This is a genomic window from Terricaulis silvestris (assembly GCF_009792355.1).
Classification (GTDB): domain Bacteria; phylum Pseudomonadota; class Alphaproteobacteria; order Caulobacterales; family Aquidulcibacteraceae; genus Vitreimonas; species Vitreimonas silvestris.
This window is the reverse complement of record NZ_CP047045.1, coordinates 1,846,771-1,860,812: the sequence shown is the minus strand read 5'-3', so window position 1 is coordinate 1,860,812 and position 14,042 is coordinate 1,846,771. Positions and strand designations below refer to the sequence as shown.

General features: G+C 64.1%; 17 protein-coding genes and 1 tRNA gene. 3 read left to right on the top strand and 15 right to left on the bottom strand.

The features are described from left to right. Nucleotides 1-2: 2 nt before the first annotated feature. From DSM104635_RS09495 to DSM104635_RS09475, 5 genes are all read right to left on the bottom strand, one after another. A complete protein-coding gene (locus DSM104635_RS09495) occupies nucleotides 3-419 on the bottom strand; it encodes a hypothetical protein (RefSeq protein ID WP_158765970.1) in 417 nt (138 codons plus the stop codon). 3 nt (nucleotides 420-422) lie between these two features. Continuing rightward, on the bottom strand, nucleotides 423-1,562 hold the full coding sequence (gene ispG, locus DSM104635_RS09490) for a flavodoxin-dependent (E)-4-hydroxy-3-methylbut-2-enyl-diphosphate synthase (RefSeq protein WP_158765969.1): 1,140 nt from the start codon (nucleotides 1,560-1,562) through the stop codon (nucleotides 423-425). A gap of 67 nt (nucleotides 1,563-1,629) precedes the next feature. After that, a complete protein-coding gene (locus tag DSM104635_RS09485; RefSeq protein ID WP_158765968.1) occupies nucleotides 1,630-2,469 on the bottom strand; it encodes a helix-turn-helix domain-containing protein in 840 nt (279 codons plus the stop codon). A 109-nt stretch (nucleotides 2,470-2,578) separates the two neighbouring features. Beyond that, nucleotides 2,579-4,840, bottom strand: coding sequence for a phosphoenolpyruvate--protein phosphotransferase (gene ptsP / locus DSM104635_RS09480; RefSeq protein ID WP_158765967.1), 2,262 nt, complete (start codon nucleotides 4,838-4,840; stop codon nucleotides 2,579-2,581). 32 nt (nucleotides 4,841-4,872) lie between these two features. Beyond that, nucleotides 4,873-6,135 (bottom strand): aspartate kinase, encoded by a 1,263-nt coding sequence (locus DSM104635_RS09475; protein ID WP_158765966.1) that lies wholly within the window; start codon nucleotides 6,133-6,135, stop codon nucleotides 4,873-4,875. A 104-nt stretch (nucleotides 6,136-6,239) separates the two neighbouring features. Between DSM104635_RS09475 and ubiG the strand changes: the two genes are divergently transcribed. After that, nucleotides 6,240-6,965 carry a bifunctional 2-polyprenyl-6-hydroxyphenol methylase/3-demethylubiquinol 3-O-methyltransferase UbiG gene (gene ubiG, locus DSM104635_RS09470; RefSeq protein WP_228446001.1) on the top strand — a complete coding sequence of 242 codons (726 nt, stop codon included), beginning with the start codon at nucleotides 6,240-6,242 and terminating at the stop codon, nucleotides 6,963-6,965. Here the strand turns inward: ubiG and DSM104635_RS09465 are convergent. From DSM104635_RS09465 to DSM104635_RS09445, 5 genes are read right to left on the bottom strand one after another with little or no spacing between them, the layout of a single operon-like run. After that, nucleotides 6,943-7,272 carry a hypothetical protein gene (locus DSM104635_RS09465; RefSeq protein ID WP_158765964.1) on the bottom strand — a complete coding sequence of 110 codons (330 nt, stop codon included), beginning with the start codon at nucleotides 7,270-7,272 and terminating at the stop codon, nucleotides 6,943-6,945. The two genes, ubiG and DSM104635_RS09465, sit on opposite strands and share 23 nt — an antisense overlap. Next, nucleotides 7,272-7,697, bottom strand: coding sequence for a DUF1178 family protein (locus DSM104635_RS09460; protein ID WP_158765963.1), 426 nt, complete (start codon nucleotides 7,695-7,697; stop codon nucleotides 7,272-7,274). Before DSM104635_RS09460 ends, DSM104635_RS09465 begins: the two co-directional genes overlap by 1 nt. Next, nucleotides 7,694-8,521 carry a carbon-nitrogen hydrolase family protein gene (locus tag DSM104635_RS09455; RefSeq protein WP_158765962.1) on the bottom strand — a complete coding sequence of 276 codons (828 nt, stop codon included), beginning with the start codon at nucleotides 8,519-8,521 and terminating at the stop codon, nucleotides 7,694-7,696. The genes DSM104635_RS09460 and DSM104635_RS09455 overlap by 4 nt, the downstream gene beginning before the upstream one ends. Next, complete coding sequence (gene grxC / locus DSM104635_RS09450) at nucleotides 8,521-8,775, bottom strand: glutaredoxin 3 (RefSeq protein WP_158765961.1); 255 nt, start codon at nucleotides 8,773-8,775, stop codon at nucleotides 8,521-8,523. Before grxC ends, DSM104635_RS09455 begins: the two co-directional genes overlap by 1 nt. A 16-nt stretch (nucleotides 8,776-8,791) precedes the next feature. Further along, nucleotides 8,792-9,553: a ComFC family protein gene (locus DSM104635_RS09445; protein ID WP_158765960.1), complete on the bottom strand. Its 762-nt coding sequence runs from the start codon at nucleotides 9,551-9,553 to the stop codon at nucleotides 8,792-8,794. Between DSM104635_RS09445 and DSM104635_RS09440 the strand changes: the two genes are divergently transcribed. Continuing rightward, on the top strand, nucleotides 9,552-10,439 hold the full coding sequence (locus DSM104635_RS09440; RefSeq protein WP_158765959.1) for a methyltransferase domain-containing protein: 888 nt from the start codon (nucleotides 9,552-9,554) through the stop codon (nucleotides 10,437-10,439). The genes DSM104635_RS09445 and DSM104635_RS09440 overlap by 2 nt on opposite strands. On the opposite strand, the gene DSM104635_RS09435 is transcribed toward DSM104635_RS09440, so the two are convergent. The 4 genes from DSM104635_RS09435 to DSM104635_RS09420 are packed head-to-tail and all read right to left on the bottom strand — an operon-like array spanning nucleotide 10,436 to nucleotide 12,718. Further along, nucleotides 10,436-11,056 carry a GNAT family N-acetyltransferase gene (locus tag DSM104635_RS09435; protein WP_158765958.1) on the bottom strand — a complete coding sequence of 207 codons (621 nt, stop codon included), beginning with the start codon at nucleotides 11,054-11,056 and terminating at the stop codon, nucleotides 10,436-10,438. The genes DSM104635_RS09440 and DSM104635_RS09435 overlap by 4 nt on opposite strands. Next, entirely contained in the window at nucleotides 11,053-11,610 is a 558-nt protein-coding gene (locus DSM104635_RS09430) for a demethoxyubiquinone hydroxylase family protein (RefSeq protein WP_158765957.1), read from the bottom strand. The genes DSM104635_RS09435 and DSM104635_RS09430 overlap by 4 nt, the downstream gene beginning before the upstream one ends. After that, on the bottom strand, nucleotides 11,607-12,104 hold the full coding sequence (locus tag DSM104635_RS09425) for a disulfide bond formation protein B (RefSeq protein ID WP_158765956.1): 498 nt from the start codon (nucleotides 12,102-12,104) through the stop codon (nucleotides 11,607-11,609). Before DSM104635_RS09425 ends, DSM104635_RS09430 begins: the two co-directional genes overlap by 4 nt. Nucleotides 12,105-12,157: 53 nt before the next feature. After that, complete coding sequence (locus DSM104635_RS09420; protein ID WP_228445999.1) at nucleotides 12,158-12,718, bottom strand: YqaA family protein; 561 nt, start codon at nucleotides 12,716-12,718, stop codon at nucleotides 12,158-12,160. Nucleotides 12,719-12,865: 147 nt separating this feature from the next. On the opposite strand from DSM104635_RS09420, the gene DSM104635_RS09415 reads away from it, so the two are divergent. Further along, nucleotides 12,866-12,952 (top strand) — tRNA-Leu (locus DSM104635_RS09415). 4 nt (nucleotides 12,953-12,956) lie between these two features. Here the strand turns inward: DSM104635_RS09415 and DSM104635_RS09410 are convergent. Beyond that, the gene (locus DSM104635_RS09410) at nucleotides 12,957-14,036 is read right to left on the bottom strand and encodes a M23 family metallopeptidase (RefSeq protein ID WP_158765954.1); all 1,080 of its coding nucleotides are present in this window, start codon (nucleotides 14,034-14,036) and stop codon (nucleotides 12,957-12,959) included. Nucleotides 14,037-14,042: the final 6 nt, after the last annotated feature.

Here is a 14,042-nt window from a genome sequence, read left to right as displayed (position 1 = left end):
GTTCACATCACTTCGCTGAAAATCTCGGCTTCGACTTCCGAAATCTGCGGCTCGTCGAAGGCGATCGTCGTCGCGTCGCGGCGCTGGTAAGGCACGATGACTTCGACGGCCTTGCCGTTCGCTGCCTCAATATGAAAGCAAAGCGCCGCGGCGTCATCGCTGCGCGATCGGCCGTCGAACACCAAACCGGCCGCGATCAAGCCGTTCTCTTCTTCATCGAGGCGGAAGCCTGCGATGAGACCGGAGATGTGATCAGCGGGTGCGGAAGTGTCGATCGGCAAGTCGACGTTGGTGTGAATCTGCTCGCCGGTCTTGCGGATGCCGGCGCCGAACGGCGCGAATGAACCTCCGGCCTGCATCGCGCGATGCGCGGCGTCGAACAGATATTCGTACGTGTCCTGCAGGTGCCGCTGCAGCATGGATTAACCCTTCGCCGGTTCGCTGGCGTCGCGGATCGCGCGGGCGCGTTCCTCAACCAAGCCCACGATATGGTCGATCATCGAGGCATTGTCGACCTTGTGGTCGGCTTGACCGGCGACATAGACCATGCCGGCGCCCTTGCCGCCACCGGTGAAGCCAAAGTCTGTCATCAGCGCCTCGCCCGGCCCGTTCACGACGCAACCGATAATCGACAGAGTGATCGGCTCGGCAATGTGTGCGACGCGCCTTTCAAGCTCGTCGACGGTCGCGATGACGTTGAAGCCCTGCCGCGCGCATGAGGGGCACGCGATGATGGTCACGCCGCGGTGGCGCAGGCCAAGTGACTTCAGCAGATCGTTGCCGACCTTGATCTCCTCAACCGGGTCTGCGGCAAGCGAAACGCGAATGGTGTCGCCAATGCCTGCCCACAGCAGTGAGCCCATGGCGATAGACGACTTCACTGTGCCTGTGCGCAGCGCGCCAGCTTCGGTGACGCCGAGGTGTAGCGGCGCGTCGGTGGCGTCCGCGAGCGCGTGATACGCGGCAGCGGTGAGAAACGGGTCCGACGCCTTCACGCTGACCTTGTATTCGCGAAAGTCGTGCTCCTCGAGCAAAGCGATGTGGCCAAGCGCGCTTTCAACCATCGCTTCGGGACAAGGCTCGCCGTACTTCTCCAGTAGATGCTGCTCAAGCGAACCGGCGTTGACGCCGATGCGGATCGAGCAACCATGATCCTTTGCGGCCTGCACCACTTCTTTGACGCGTGACGCCGCGCCGATGTTGCCGGGGTTGATGCGCAAGCAAGCCGCGCCGGCGGCAGCAGCCTCTAGGGCGCGTCGGTAGTGAAAGTGGATGTCCGCGACGAGCGGTACTTTCGCCGCTCGTGCAATCTTGGCGAAGGCGGCCGTGGATTCTTCGTCGGGGCAGGACACCCGCACGATGTCGGCGCCGGCCTCTTCCAATCGCCGGATCTGATCGATGGTCGCCGCGGCGTCGGCAGTCGGCGTATTGGTCATGGACTGGACGGTGATCGGCGCATCGCCGCCGACCTCGACGTTGCCCACGCGGATCTTGCGTGAGCGCCGGCGCTCAATCCGCCGCCAGGGGCGGATGTGGTGCAAGTCGCCGTGCGCGCCGTCCATGGGAGGGCATCCTTTCACGCCGGAGATAAACCCTCGCGGGCGGCCCTAACAGCCCTCCAGCCTGCGGCTAGCTGCGCGGGGACTGAAGCTCGGCCTGGGTCAACGGCTGGATTTGGTCGATCTGACGGCCCAAGACCGGCATCCCGGCGGCGCCCAGCGGGCCTGCAACCGCACCGTCCACGAACAGCTCAAATGCTCCGCCATCGCGGGCGTGAAGGGTCCAGCCAGGGCTGGCGTCGGGACGGTAAACATCGCCCGGTTGCAGGGTCCGCGAGAGGAACACGGTGCCGTCTGGACCGCGTGCCTCAAGCCAGCCCTCCTGGAGGGCCCGGACCTCCACGATCCTGCGGACGGCGGCGGGCGCCGAGGTATTGGCTGGCGCGGCGCTGGAGCCTGCCGGGACCGAAGCCACGGCCTCCTCGGCGGGCGCATTGTTGGTCTGATAGGCGCGCCAGCCCACGAACAGCGCTGCGATGACTAGGAGGCCCGCCGCCGCCACCCAGGGCCGTTCACGACGCGGTTTGGAGCTGGGATTGCGGATCTGCTTGTTGGCGTCCTCGCGGGTCAGCGCGCTCTCGTCTTGGAATTGGTCGAGGATCGCCTTCTCGTCCATGCCCAGCTCGCGGGCGTAGGACTTAAGAAAGGCCAGCGCATAGGCCTTACCGGGCAGTAGCTTGACGTTCATGTCCTCGAGCGCCTCGAGGAATTCCTTCCGCACCCGAATGCGATCCGCGACTTCTTCGATGGTCCAACCGCGTTGGCGGCGCGCTTCGCTCAACTTGCGCCCTGCCCGCCACGCCGGGTCGAGCTCAGGCGGCGGCGCAACCGGGCGCGTCTGCGCCTGGCGTTGCGTGCGCGCTTCGGCGTCCGGCTCGGCTTGCGGATCGGTGGGTACGGGTTGCAACATCAGTGCGACGGGTCCCTCCTAGAGACCATTCGTTTACAAAGGCAAATTTTAAGCCACGAAACGAGCTTAATCCCGAATCACACGAGCCTCAACGGCGCGCAGCGACGCATCACAGCGCATATCCGCGTGAAGCGGCAAATTCTGTGAGTTCGCCGCGGATCGTTGGCATGTCGTAACGCATCATTCGCGCAACTGCCGTCGCAGCTTCACGCGCGTCCAACGAAAGGATCATCCGCTTCACCGGCCCGACGCCTGATGCTGGCATGGACAAGCGGCGGAAACCCAAGGCCGCAAACGCGATCGCTTCCAGCGGCCGGCCCGCGGCTTCACCACAGATCGAGACTTGCAGTCCGGCCGCATCGGCATCTTCGCGAATACGCTTCAGGAAACGCAGCGCCGGCGCGGAAAGGATGTCGTAGCGTTCGGAAACACGCGCGTTACCCCGATCGGCGGCGAAGAAATATTGCATCAAGTCGTTGGTGCCGATGGAGAGGAAGTCCGCCCGGCCCTTCAAGTCGGGAATGCTCCACGCCAACGCCGGTGCTTCAACCATGACCCCGATTTCGACCAGCGAAGGCGGCTTGCGGCCATGCGCGCGGCCCCACTCCAACTCGCGATCCGCCAACGCCCGCGCAGCGTCAAATTCCGCCACAGTCGTCACCAACGGAAACATGACCCTAAGCCGTCGGCCCGCAGCCGCGTTGATCAGCGCGCGGAGCTGGTAACGGAGCAGCGCCGGCCGATCGAGGCCGATGCGGACAGCGCGCCAGCCCAAAGCCGGGTTCTCCTCGCGCTCTGCCGCCACGTATGGCAGCACCTTGTCGCCGCCGAGGTCGAGGGTGCGGAATGTGACGGGGCGATTGCCCGCGGCTTCAAGCACGTCGCGGTAGAGCATGGTTTGGCTCTCGAGCCGCGGCAGCGTCTCGGAGACCATGAACTGAAACTCGGTGCGGAAAAGCCCGATGCCCTCGGCGCCGACTTCGTCGAGGTGGTGCACGTCAAGCGCGAGTCCGGCGTTGAGCAGCAACGTCATGCGCTCGCCGTCCGCCGTAACGGGTGGGATGTCCTTCAGCCGCGCGAACTCGGCCGCCCGCGCCGAACGCAGAGTAACGCGCTGCTGATACGCCGAGATGATCTGCGGCTCGGGCCGCAACCGCACCTCTCCGCGCTCGCCATCGAGCACCAGCGCATCGCCATCCTCGACGCGCGAGAGCAGGCCGTGCAGCGATCCCACCATCGGAATGCCGAGCGCGCGCGCCACGATCACCGCGTGCGCTGTGTTCGCGCCCTCTTCCAGCGCAACGCCTTTGAGCCGTTCTGCGCCGTAGTCGAGCAATTCTGCTGGCCCCAGCTCACGCGCCACCAAGATAGCGTCTTCGGGCATCGGGCGCGCTGCGGCGTCGACGCCAGCGAGTGCTCGCAGCAAGCGATTGTCCAAGTCTTCCAAGTCGTGCAGGCGCTCACGTAAATACGGATCGCGCGTGGCGTTGAACTTAGCGCGGTGTTCGCCGCGCACACGCTCGACGGCGGCATCCGCGGAAAGCCCCGCACGCACGCCGTGCTTCAGCTTCAGCTCCCAGCTCGGATCGGCCGCGAGCATGGTGAATGTTTCAAGCACCTCGCGCGACGCGCCAGAGATGCGTCCAGGGTCGCCCTCCAGCATTTCGACAAGCGCGCCACGTACGGAGCCCAACGCCGCGTCGAGCCGCGCTTCTTCCCGTACAGGATCGTCGGCGATGACGCGGCCCAGCGGGGCATGCGGTTCGTGCAGAACCACCGTGCCGATCGCAATGCCGTCGGAAAACGCCCGTCCCTGCAGCAACTCCGGCCGGCTGGCGCGTGCTTCGACATCGGCCAGGCCGGAGAGATCGCCGAACGCGCCGGACGCCACCATCTCCGCCAAAACCATGGCGACGGTCTGCAGCGCCTCGACTTCATCTTCGCCATACACGCGCTGCGCGCGGTTCTGCACGACGAGCACGCCGAACGTCCGTTCCGAGCGCACGATCGGCACGCCGAGGAACGCGTTGAACGGCTCTTCGCCGGTTTCGGGGCGATACGCGAAACGTTCGTGATGCTGCGCGTCCGCTATGTTCAGCGGTGACGCCGTTTCGGCAACAAGGCCGACAAGGCCTTCGCCCGTTTTCAGCCGCGTGCGGTGAACGGCTTCATGCTTCAGACCTTGTGTCGCGAACAATTCATGGAAGGCGCCGCGCGTCAGATAGATCGAGCAAACGTCGGCGACCATGGTGGAGGCCACCATCGCCACGAGCCGATCGAGGCGCGTTTGCGCCTCGTCGTCCGTGCCCATGATCTCCCGCAACTTGCGCAGGAGCACCCGGGACCCGCCGATGTTGGACGGCACGACCATTGCGCTTGCGCCAATCCTCCGTGTTCGCGCCGTTAAACGGCGTCTAGCCCATAAGCCGTGTGCAGCGCGCGCACCGCAAGCTCCGTGTACGCCGCATCGATCAAAACCGAGATTTTGATCTCCGAGGTCGCAATCGCCTCGATGCTGACGCCCTTTTGCGCAAGCGCGCTGAACATCGTGCGCGCCACGCCGACTTGGCTGCGCATACCGATGCCAATAACGGAAACCTTGGCCACATCGCGGCGGGTATGGATTTCCTCCACGCCAATCTTGTCGCGCGCCGCCTCGATTGTCTCAACCGCGCGCGGTGCGTCGCGATCCGGGCATGTGAACACGAAGTTGCGCTTGCCGGATTGGCGCGCTTCGGTTTGCACGATCATATCAACGTTGACGTTGGCGTCGGCGAGACGGCCAAAAATCTCAGCCGCGCTACCGATGTCATCGTTGACGCCGAGCAGCGTGATCTTGGCTTCGTCGCGCGAATACGCGACGCCGGAGACGACTTGCTTTTCCACGATCTGATCCTCGGGACAAACCAGCGTGCCAGGGTTGGGAACTCCCGGCTCAACAAAACTTGAGAGCACGCGCACCGGCACGCGCTTGGCGAAGGCAAGCTCGACGGAGCGCGTCTGCAGCACCTTGGCGCCGAGCGAGGCCATTTCGAGCATTTCTTCGTACGAGATTTTTTCGAGCCGCCGCGCTTTGGAGACGATCCGCGGATCGGTGGTGTAGACGCCATCGACGTCCGTGTAGATGTCGCAACGCTCGGCGTTCAAAGCGGCCGCAAGCGCGACAGCGGACGTGTCCGACCCGCCTCGGCCGAGCGTGGTGATGCGGTTGTCCTCGGTGATGCCCTGAAAACCCGGCACCACTGCGACAACGCCCTCATCCATCGACGCGCCGATCTCGCGCTCAACGACATCCGCTACGCGCGCCTTCGAGTGCGCGGCGTCGGTGCGGAACGGTATCTGCCAGTTTTGCCACGAGCGCGCGGGCACGCCCAGGCGGCGCAGTGCGAGCGCCAGCAAGCCAGTCGTGACCTGTTCACCGGCGGAGACGACCACGTCGTATTCGTCGTTGAAGTCCTTCGCGGCCATTACCGGCGTGTTGCCGCCTTCACCTGCGGCGCCGCGCGCCAAACCGACGAGACGATCGGTTTCGCCCGACATGGCGGAGACCACCACGGCAACTCCGCGGCCCGGCTTCAGCTCAGACGCGACCAAGCGGGCGACGCGGCCGATGCGGTCCACGTCGCCCACCGACGTGCCCCCGAACTTCATCACCAGACGCGACATGGAAGTTGGCCGTACTCGAAGCGAATTCGTCCCGCGAATAGCATGTCATGCTGCGGCGCGATACCGGCTTGACCGGCCTCGTTTCCCCGCCGATCTGAATGGGTATGGCCACCACGACCGATCCCGCCGAGATCGCCAAGTTCAGCGCGCTCGCGGCTGAGTGGTGGAATCCGAAGGGGCCGTTCGGCGCACTGCACCGCATGAACCCGGTGCGCCTCCAATACATCCGCGAACTGGCGCTTCGGCATTTCAACACGTCGGCACGCAAGCCGTTGGAGCACGTGAAGACGCTCGACCTTGGTTGCGGCGGCGGTTTGGTGTCAGCGCCGCTGGCGCGCATGGGCGCGAACCTGACGGCGATCGATGCGTCGGAGGAAGCGATCGGCGCGGCGCGGGCTTATGCCGATCAGGCTGGGCTGGAGATCGCGTTCGAGGCGACGACGGCGGAAGCGCTCGTCGAACGCGGCGAGACGTTCGAACTGGTGACCGCGCTGGAGATCGTGGAGCACGTCTCCGACGTCGGCGCATTTCTCTCGGCCGCGTCCGCGTTGGTCGCGCCCAACGGCGTCCTCGTGCTCTCCACCATCAACCGCACCCAGAAGGCCCGCGCCCTCGCCATCGTCGGCGCCGAGCGCATCCTGAAATGGGCGCCCGAAGGCGCGCACGATTTCGAGAAGCTCGTCACCCCCGAAGAAATCCGCGCCGGCGCGCCAGACCTGCAATGGGACGAGCCGGTGGGGATCAGCTACCAACCGCTGGGCAAGGGCTGGGCGCTGAGCAGCGACATCTCCGTCAATTATTTGATTGCTAGTCGGCGACCACCGGCGTGAGTTCGATCACGTCGCTCACGTGAAAAATGTAATCGAATGCGCCGAGATTGCCGCACCCGCCGCATCTTTCGACGCGGCCGCGCATAACCGATCGCGCTCGAACTGCGCCGTCGCGCATGAGCGTCGATATCCGCTTCACGTCGGACTGGTCCTCGAAATGAGCCACCCATGAAACGCGAGAATTATCTGGCGTGAATGAACTCGTTTCAAAGTTGCTGAAGTACATTCCCGCGTATGTGCCCTCCATAGGCGCAGTCGTGCACGCTGAGAGCGACGCGGCACACGCAATCAAGGCGACGCGCATCATCAGTTCAGCTTCTTCGGCTGCACCGGCGCCAATTCTGGCGGCAGTGGTGAGGCCGGCACGCCATCCTCCTCCAGCGCACGCACTTCTTCCGGCGTCGCTTCACCCCAGATCGCGCGCTCTTCGCTTTCGCCTTCGTGCATCTTGCGCGCTTCGTCAGCGAATTTGTCGCCGACATAGTCGAAATTGTCCTTGATGTGCTCGCGCACTTTCGCGGCCATCGCCATGGCGACGGCGCGGTCCTTGCGCGCTTCCTGCTTTCGTGATGTCCGCACCGCCGGCGCCATCGGCGCTTTGGTCACGTGCTTGGAGCCGCAGTGCGGGCATTCGACCAAACCGGCGTCGGCCTGCTTGTCGTAGTCGGCGATCGAGCCGAACCACGCTTCGAACTCGTCGCCATTATCGCACTTGAGGTCGTACTTGATCATGGGCCTTCGAACGGACGCCCACCCTGCCAGGCGGGGATTTTCCCACGCGCGTCCGCCACCTGATCTAGGTCGAGATCGGCGACGATGAAACCCGGTTCGTCATGGTCGAGCTTGGCCAGCACCTTGCCCCACGGATCGATGATCACAGAATGGCCCCAGGTCGCGCGGCCATCCTCATGCCGCCCACCCTGTGCCGGAGCGATGACAAAGCAATGCGTTTCGATCGCCCGCGCGCGCAGCAACGTCTCCCAATGCGCCTGCCCGGTCGGCACCGTGAACGCCGCCGGCACCGTGATGATCTCGGCGCCGCCGCGCGCCAGCGTGCTGTAGAGCGGCGCGAAGCGCACGTCGTAGCAAATCGTCATGCCGATCTTCGCGCCCATCGGGCCATCAACCAACACAGCCTTGCTGCCGCCTTCGAACGTATCGCTCTCGCGATACTGCTCAGTGCCGCTCAGCGTCACGTCGAACAGATTGATCTTATCGTATTGCGCCGCGACCTTGCCGTCTGGCGAAAACAGGAAAGAGCGATTGTAAACCTTGCCACTCGCGGCAGGCACCGAGCCAGAACCAAGCAGCAGCCACACACCAAGCTCCGACGCCGCCGCGCCCCACGCCTTCACTTCGCTTTCGATCTGCGCCGAGCTGATCGTCTTTAGCATCCGCTCTTTGTCGCGATCGAGCACCATTGTGCATTCCGGGGTACACACCAACCGCGCGCCCGCCGCCGAAGCCTCGCGCAGCAACGGCATCGCAGCGGCGCGATTGGCCGCCGGCTCAATGCCGGAGCGAAGCTGAATTGCGGCGGCGCGGAGCTTGCGCATCAGGCGCCTGCCAGCATCGGATCAAGCGCGCCGCGCTGTTCCAACGCATGGAGATCGTCGCAGCCGCCGACATGGGTCTCACCAATGAAGATCTGCGGGAACGTCCAACGGCCGGAGCGCTGGATCATTTCTTGGCGCTTCACAGGACAACCAGCGTCGATTTCAGTCACAGGCGCGCCTTTTCGTTGCAGCAGCGCGATGGCCCGCGTGCAATAGGGGCAGAAGGAACGCGTGTAGACGGTTACCGGCGGCATATCCGACTCAATCCTGTCAGATAGAAATATCCATTGGCCTAACAACACGCGCCAGGGTCACTGCATGCACTTCTGCAGCCCCAGCTTTACGCAATGCACGGCTGCATGCCTCCAAAGTCGCCCCTGTGGTGAAAACGTCGTCAACCACAAGGATGATTTTGCCTTCGAACCGCCCCGACGCCTTGATCGCCCCACCCACGTTCCGCCGCCGTTCCGACGCCGAAAGCCCAGCTTGGCTCTTGCGTCTCTTAACCCGCCTTAGGGCGCCCGGTTTCCACGGCTTGCCGCTGGCGGCGGATAAGGCCTGCGCCAGCCAAGCGGCTTGATTGAAGCTTCGCACCGCAAGCCGGGTCCAATGCATCGGCGCAGGCGTGATGTAATCGGCCTTCGCTAGCACCTCAGCGGTCGCCGCGCCCATCCAGCGCGCGAACACCGGCAAGCCATCGCGCCGGCCGCCGCGCTTCAGATCCAGGATCAAACGCCGGGCATGATCTTCATAGACCAAGGCCGCCCTGGCGGTGTCGTAGGCTGGCTTTCGGCCAGAACACGCGCCACAGATCGCCTCCGGTCCCACCTCGTCCGGCAGCGGGAAGCCACAGCGGAAGCAGAGAGGGTCGGCCAAGAACTTGAGTTCGCCCCACAGCTCCGCCTCGATCACGCCGGGCCGGTCGACGATGGCGTCGGACAACAGCGAGCGTGGCGGCCAGATCAGGTCTGACAGCCGCGAGATCACGCCGCGTTTCCGGAACGCGCCAGTCGGGCGATAGGATGAGGTCATGTCGGCCCCCCGCCCATTCGAGCCACGTCTGGTGCGCGCGCGCAAGCGCCGCGCGGCGGCGGGCTTTCGCGACGCCGCTTTTCTGCACCAGCGGGTGGTCGCGGATTTGGCCGACCGGCTCGAGGCGATCCCGCGCCCATTTTCGCGCGCGCTCGCCTTGGGCGGCAGCGGACTGTTCGGTGAAGAGGTGCGGCAGCGGCCCGCGCTCGCCGAGCGGATCGGCGAGATTATCGAAGCGGATGTGGCGGTCGGCGCCGTGGTTCTCGATCCGGAAGCGTTTCCGTTCGCGGAGACGGCGTTCGACCTGATCGTCTCGCCTCTCGCGCTTCATACTGTGAACGACGTCCCTGGCGCGCTGATCCAGCTACGGCGCGCGCTGAAGCCGGATGGGTTACTCCTCGCTTCACTGTTCGGCGGCGACACGTTGACGGAGTTGCGCACCTCTCTGCTCACCGCCGAAGCTGAACTTACCGGCGGTGCGGGTGCGCGTGTCTCACCCTTTGCCGATCTCCAAGATTTAGCGGCGCTGCTCCAACGCGCAGGCTTTGCGTTACCCGCCGCCGATCGCGACAAGGTCACGGTGCGCTATGCTGAACCAATGCGGCTCTTAGCCGATCTGCGCGCGATGGGTGAAACGGCGGCGCTCACCGAACGTCATCCGCGCGCGCTGAGCCGACGTGTGCTTGCGCGAGCGTTCGAGGTTTACCGCGAACGCTTCAGCGATGCTGACGGTCGCATTTGCGCTACGTTCGAGATTCTTACCGCTACAGGATGGGCGCCGCACGAGAGCCAGCCAAAGCCGCTTAAGCCTGGCAGCGCAAAAGCGCGTTTGGCCGACGTGCTGAAAACAACTGAACAAAGCACCGGCGAAAAGGCCGGCGATTAGACCGGGCGCGGCGCGCGGGTCATGGTCCAGAAATGCAGCCCGGGAAAATCGAACTCGCCGGTAACCTCGAAGCCATGGCGTTTGTAGAGCGCCGCGTTCCGCTCGGCCGTGCATTCAAGATACGCGGTGACGCCACGCGCGTCCAAAGGCGCCAGTGTTTGCTTCAGGATGGCCGAGCCAACGCCGCGGCCTTGCGCTGATGGTGCGACACCCAGAAACACGAGATGCGCGTGTTTCTGCTTTGGATGATGCGAATTGAGCGCCGCTCCTAGCTCTTGCGCTCGCTTCATCCCCTCAAAGCCTGCGATCGAGATGAAGAGCGGCGTTGTCAGCAGTTGCTGCAGCGGGGTGAAAGCAAAGGCGTGATCGCCCGGCTTCAGCCAGATAGCGGCGCCCGCGGGGGCGCCGTCCGCTTGCGCTAGCCACAATTCTCGTTCCTTGTGGATCACGTCGCCTACGGCGGCATTGAAGAAACGCCGACGCACGGCGGTCTTGGCGTCGCCTTGGCGCAGCCAATAGTTTAGCCCGGCTTCATCGACGAAAGCGTCGGTCAAAACGGAAGCGACGGTTTGCGTCTCATCGGAGCACGCAGGCCGAACATCCGGCGGCGCGCTCATACCTTTTCCGAGATACGGATCGCCGCGCGGCAACCAAATTTTATCACCGCGGAAAGAAACGAATAACCCGGCGCGTGCCGTGCGCCCTGTTCGATCGCGGTTTCCTTGTGCGCGATTTCTTCCTCGCGAAATTTGTCGACGACATGCTTCAACTCTGAATCCACGCCACGCAGCGCTTCGCTCTGGCGCCCGTAATGCTCCTCGATCACGTCCTCGACCGCTTCCGTGCAAGCGTGCGCGGCCTTCTCGCCCATCAGCGCCGTCACCGCGCCGAGGCCGAATCCAGCAACGCGCCAGATCGGCGCCATTAGAGTAGGCCGCACGCCGCGCTCGGCGATCATCCGGTCGAACGTCTTCAGATGCTCCTGTTCGCCCTCTTCCATCTCCGCGATCAAACGCGCTGCATGCGCCTTGCCTTCGATGCGGTCGAACACCGCGCGCTGGCCGCGATAGATTTGCACCGCGCCGTATTCGCCGGCGTGATCGACACGGATCATCTCGGCCAAACGGCGTTCGCGCGCATCTTCACCAGGCATTGGCGGTGTCTGTCTCATGCCTTTCGCTCCGGCAACGCGGCGACGAGGAAGCTCGCCAGCGCCAGCAGCAGGGAGATAGACGCGTTCCAGCCCGCCATCGATATGCCCCACATCGACCAGGCGATTTCATCGCACTTCGGCACTTCGAACGTGCCCTCGAAATCGAGCGGGCGAATTTGGCCGACGGCGCCGCGCGCATCGCACTGCGCAATCACCCAATGCTGCTCCACAGCGACGTGATAGGCGCCCTGTGCCGCGCTGCCGAGCAGCGCGAGACCAATGATCAGCACGGCCCAGCGCAAAAGCCCAGGCTTCCAACGCACGACGAGCAGAGCCAGCGCCGAGACGCCAACAACGCCCCAATGCCAGTTGCGCTGGTCGAGACACAGCGGGCATGGCGTCAAACCGAGATAGCACTGAAAGTAGAGGTGCGCCGCGGCCAGCATTGCGCCGGAGGCGAGCAGCATAAGCAGCGGCCAGATCGGGCGCAGGCGGTCGGCCAAGGCGTTCATCGGCGGCACTCTAACTCAGAACCAAGCGCCCCGTCTGCGGCGCGCAGCCGCGCTTAGTGCGGCATGAATCGCAGCGCCAGCACCGCCGCGACGATCACGATAGCCACCACGACGAGCACCAGACCCATACGCTTTTCCATGATCGGGGCGATTTGCGGACCGAAGCGCTGGAAGACGTAGGCGACCAAGCCGAAGCGCAGACCGCGCGTAACGGCGGACGCGAGAATGAAGATGGGCAATGAGAAGTGCAGCGCGCCGGAGAGGATGGTCACCAGTTTGTACGGGATCGGCGTCAGGCCCTTCAGAAAGATGAACCACGCGCCGTACTGATCGTAGAACGCGCGCAACTCCAGTTCGCGGTCGCCGGAATAGCCGAAGAAGTTGAGGATGTGCCGTCCGACCTGATCCATCAGGAACATGCCGATCGCGTAACCGAGCAAGCCGCCCAGCACGGATGCGATGGTGCAAATGATGGCGTATCGCACCCACTTCTTCGGCTCCGCCGCAGCCATCGGGCCCAACATCAAGTCGGGCGGCAGTGGGAAGAACGAGCTTTCGGCGAACGAAATGGTAAACAGCGCCCGCTCCGCATTGGGGCTGCGGGCGGCGGACATCATCCGTTCTCTGAGGCCTTGGAGCATGGGCGCCGGGTAGCATGGTTCGGGCCAAAGGTCAGGGCGCCCGTCTGCGCCTAAAGTGCGGCCTATTTGACAGCCGCCGCGCGCCCTCTTAACCCTCCGCTCCCGCAAGCCCTTGGACATGCCCCAATGGCGGAATCGGTAGACGCAGCAGATTCAAAATCTGCCGTTCGCAAGGACGTGTCCGTTCGAGTCGGACTTGGGGCACCATGGCTTAGCGGGGGCGGACGTAGTCTCCGGTTTCCACAGAACCGCGCCGCACGCGGATCGCGGCGCCGCCCGCAAGGCGATCGAAGTTCTCGAAATTGCTGGGTATGCCTTCGCCGAGGAAGCTCGGCGAATCGATTGCTTGGAAATGCAGGTGCGGGAAGAGCGAACTGCCCGAGTGGCCAAGAGCGGCGATCACCTGACCTTGGCGCACGCGCTCACCGACGCGCACGCTTGGGCTGTTTTGGCGCAAATGCGCCAGAACGAAGAACTGCCCCGGCGCGTGCTCAATGATGATGTGATTGCCGAAAATGATGTTCGGATCAGTGGGGATTTGCGACTGATCCCATTCCCCATTGTCCGGCATGTCGGACCGAACTTCGACGACCACGCCATCGCCCGGCGCCATCACGGGCGCGTTGAAGCCAACCCAATTTTCCGCGTCGTTCTCATCACCCACGAAGCGCCGGCCTTCGCTGTCGAGCATGACAAAATCATACCCATAGCGGCCTGAATTGCTGTTGATGCCGAAGGCCCGCACATCCGGGATCGCGTAGTCGAAGCGGCGATGATGCGCCATCAGGTCGTGCGCTGACCACACCAAGAGATTGCCGCGCAACGGCAAGCGCACATTCACGGTCGCATCGCGGCGCACATCGCGGTTCGCGATGACTTCCAGCGTCGCGTCCTGGCCCTCAACGCTAAACTCCATGCGTACGCGCGCAGAGCTCACTGCAAGTTCTGGCGCTATCACGGGAAACGGGTTGAAGAACATCCGGCCTTCACCAACTCCAATGACGCGGCCCGCCATCGTATTGATCGACGGGTTCGAGCCGTTCGCGTCGGCTTCGCGCTGAAACAGCACCGAGCCTCGCGCATCAAGATACGTGACCTCGATGCTCGACAGCTCGACCATCGCCTGGCTTTGGTTCGCAACGATCACATCGAAATTCAGAGCTTGCCCTTGCCGTACTGGCTCAGCGTACGGCAGCTCGGGCGATATCCGTGCGTTGATGTCCTGCGCCGCGGCTTGGCCCGACAACACAAACGCCAACACAAACGCGCACCATACTATCAGCCGCCGCATTCACTT

Bases quoted from the DNA above. Each gene is read 5' to 3' on its own strand.
- DSM104635_RS09495 (WP_158765970.1), bottom strand. From the start codon at position 419: ATGCTGCAGCGGCACCTGCAGGACACGTACGAATATCTGTTCGACGCC.
- ispG (WP_158765969.1), bottom strand. From the start codon at position 1,562: ATGGACGGCGCGCACGGCGACTTGCACCACATCCGCCCCTGGCGGCGG.
- DSM104635_RS09485 (WP_158765968.1), bottom strand. From the start codon at position 2,469: ATGTTGCAACCCGTACCCACCGATCCGCAAGCCGAGCCGGACGCCGAA.
- ptsP (WP_158765967.1), bottom strand. From the start codon at position 4,840: ATGGTCGTGCCGTCCAACATCGGCGGGTCCCGGGTGCTCCTGCGCAAG.
- DSM104635_RS09475 (WP_158765966.1), bottom strand. From the start codon at position 6,135: ATGTCGCGTCTGGTGATGAAGTTCGGGGGCACGTCGGTGGGCGACGTG.
- ubiG (WP_228446001.1), top strand. From the start codon at position 6,240: ATGGCCACCACGACCGATCCCGCCGAGATCGCCAAGTTCAGCGCGCTC.
- DSM104635_RS09465 (WP_158765964.1), bottom strand. From the start codon at position 7,272: ATGATGCGCGTCGCCTTGATTGCGTGTGCCGCGTCGCTCTCAGCGTGC.
- DSM104635_RS09460 (WP_158765963.1), bottom strand. From the start codon at position 7,697: ATGATCAAGTACGACCTCAAGTGCGATAATGGCGACGAGTTCGAAGCG.
- DSM104635_RS09455 (WP_158765962.1), bottom strand. From the start codon at position 8,521: ATGCGCAAGCTCCGCGCCGCCGCAATTCAGCTTCGCTCCGGCATTGAG.
- grxC (WP_158765961.1), bottom strand. From the start codon at position 8,775: ATGCCGCCGGTAACCGTCTACACGCGTTCCTTCTGCCCCTATTGCACG.
- DSM104635_RS09440 (WP_158765959.1), top strand. From the start codon at position 9,552: ATGTCGGCCCCCCGCCCATTCGAGCCACGTCTGGTGCGCGCGCGCAAG.
- DSM104635_RS09445 (WP_158765960.1), bottom strand. From the start codon at position 9,553: ATGACCTCATCCTATCGCCCGACTGGCGCGTTCCGGAAACGCGGCGTG.
- DSM104635_RS09435 (WP_158765958.1), bottom strand. From the start codon at position 11,056: ATGAGCGCGCCGCCGGATGTTCGGCCTGCGTGCTCCGATGAGACGCAA.
- DSM104635_RS09430 (WP_158765957.1), bottom strand. From the start codon at position 11,610: ATGAGACAGACACCGCCAATGCCTGGTGAAGATGCGCGCGAACGCCGT.
- DSM104635_RS09425 (WP_158765956.1), bottom strand. From the start codon at position 12,104: ATGAACGCCTTGGCCGACCGCCTGCGCCCGATCTGGCCGCTGCTTATG.
- DSM104635_RS09420 (WP_228445999.1), bottom strand. From the start codon at position 12,718: ATGTCCGCCGCCCGCAGCCCCAATGCGGAGCGGGCGCTGTTTACCATT.
- DSM104635_RS09410 (WP_158765954.1), bottom strand. From the start codon at position 14,036: ATGCGGCGGCTGATAGTATGGTGCGCGTTTGTGTTGGCGTTTGTGTTG.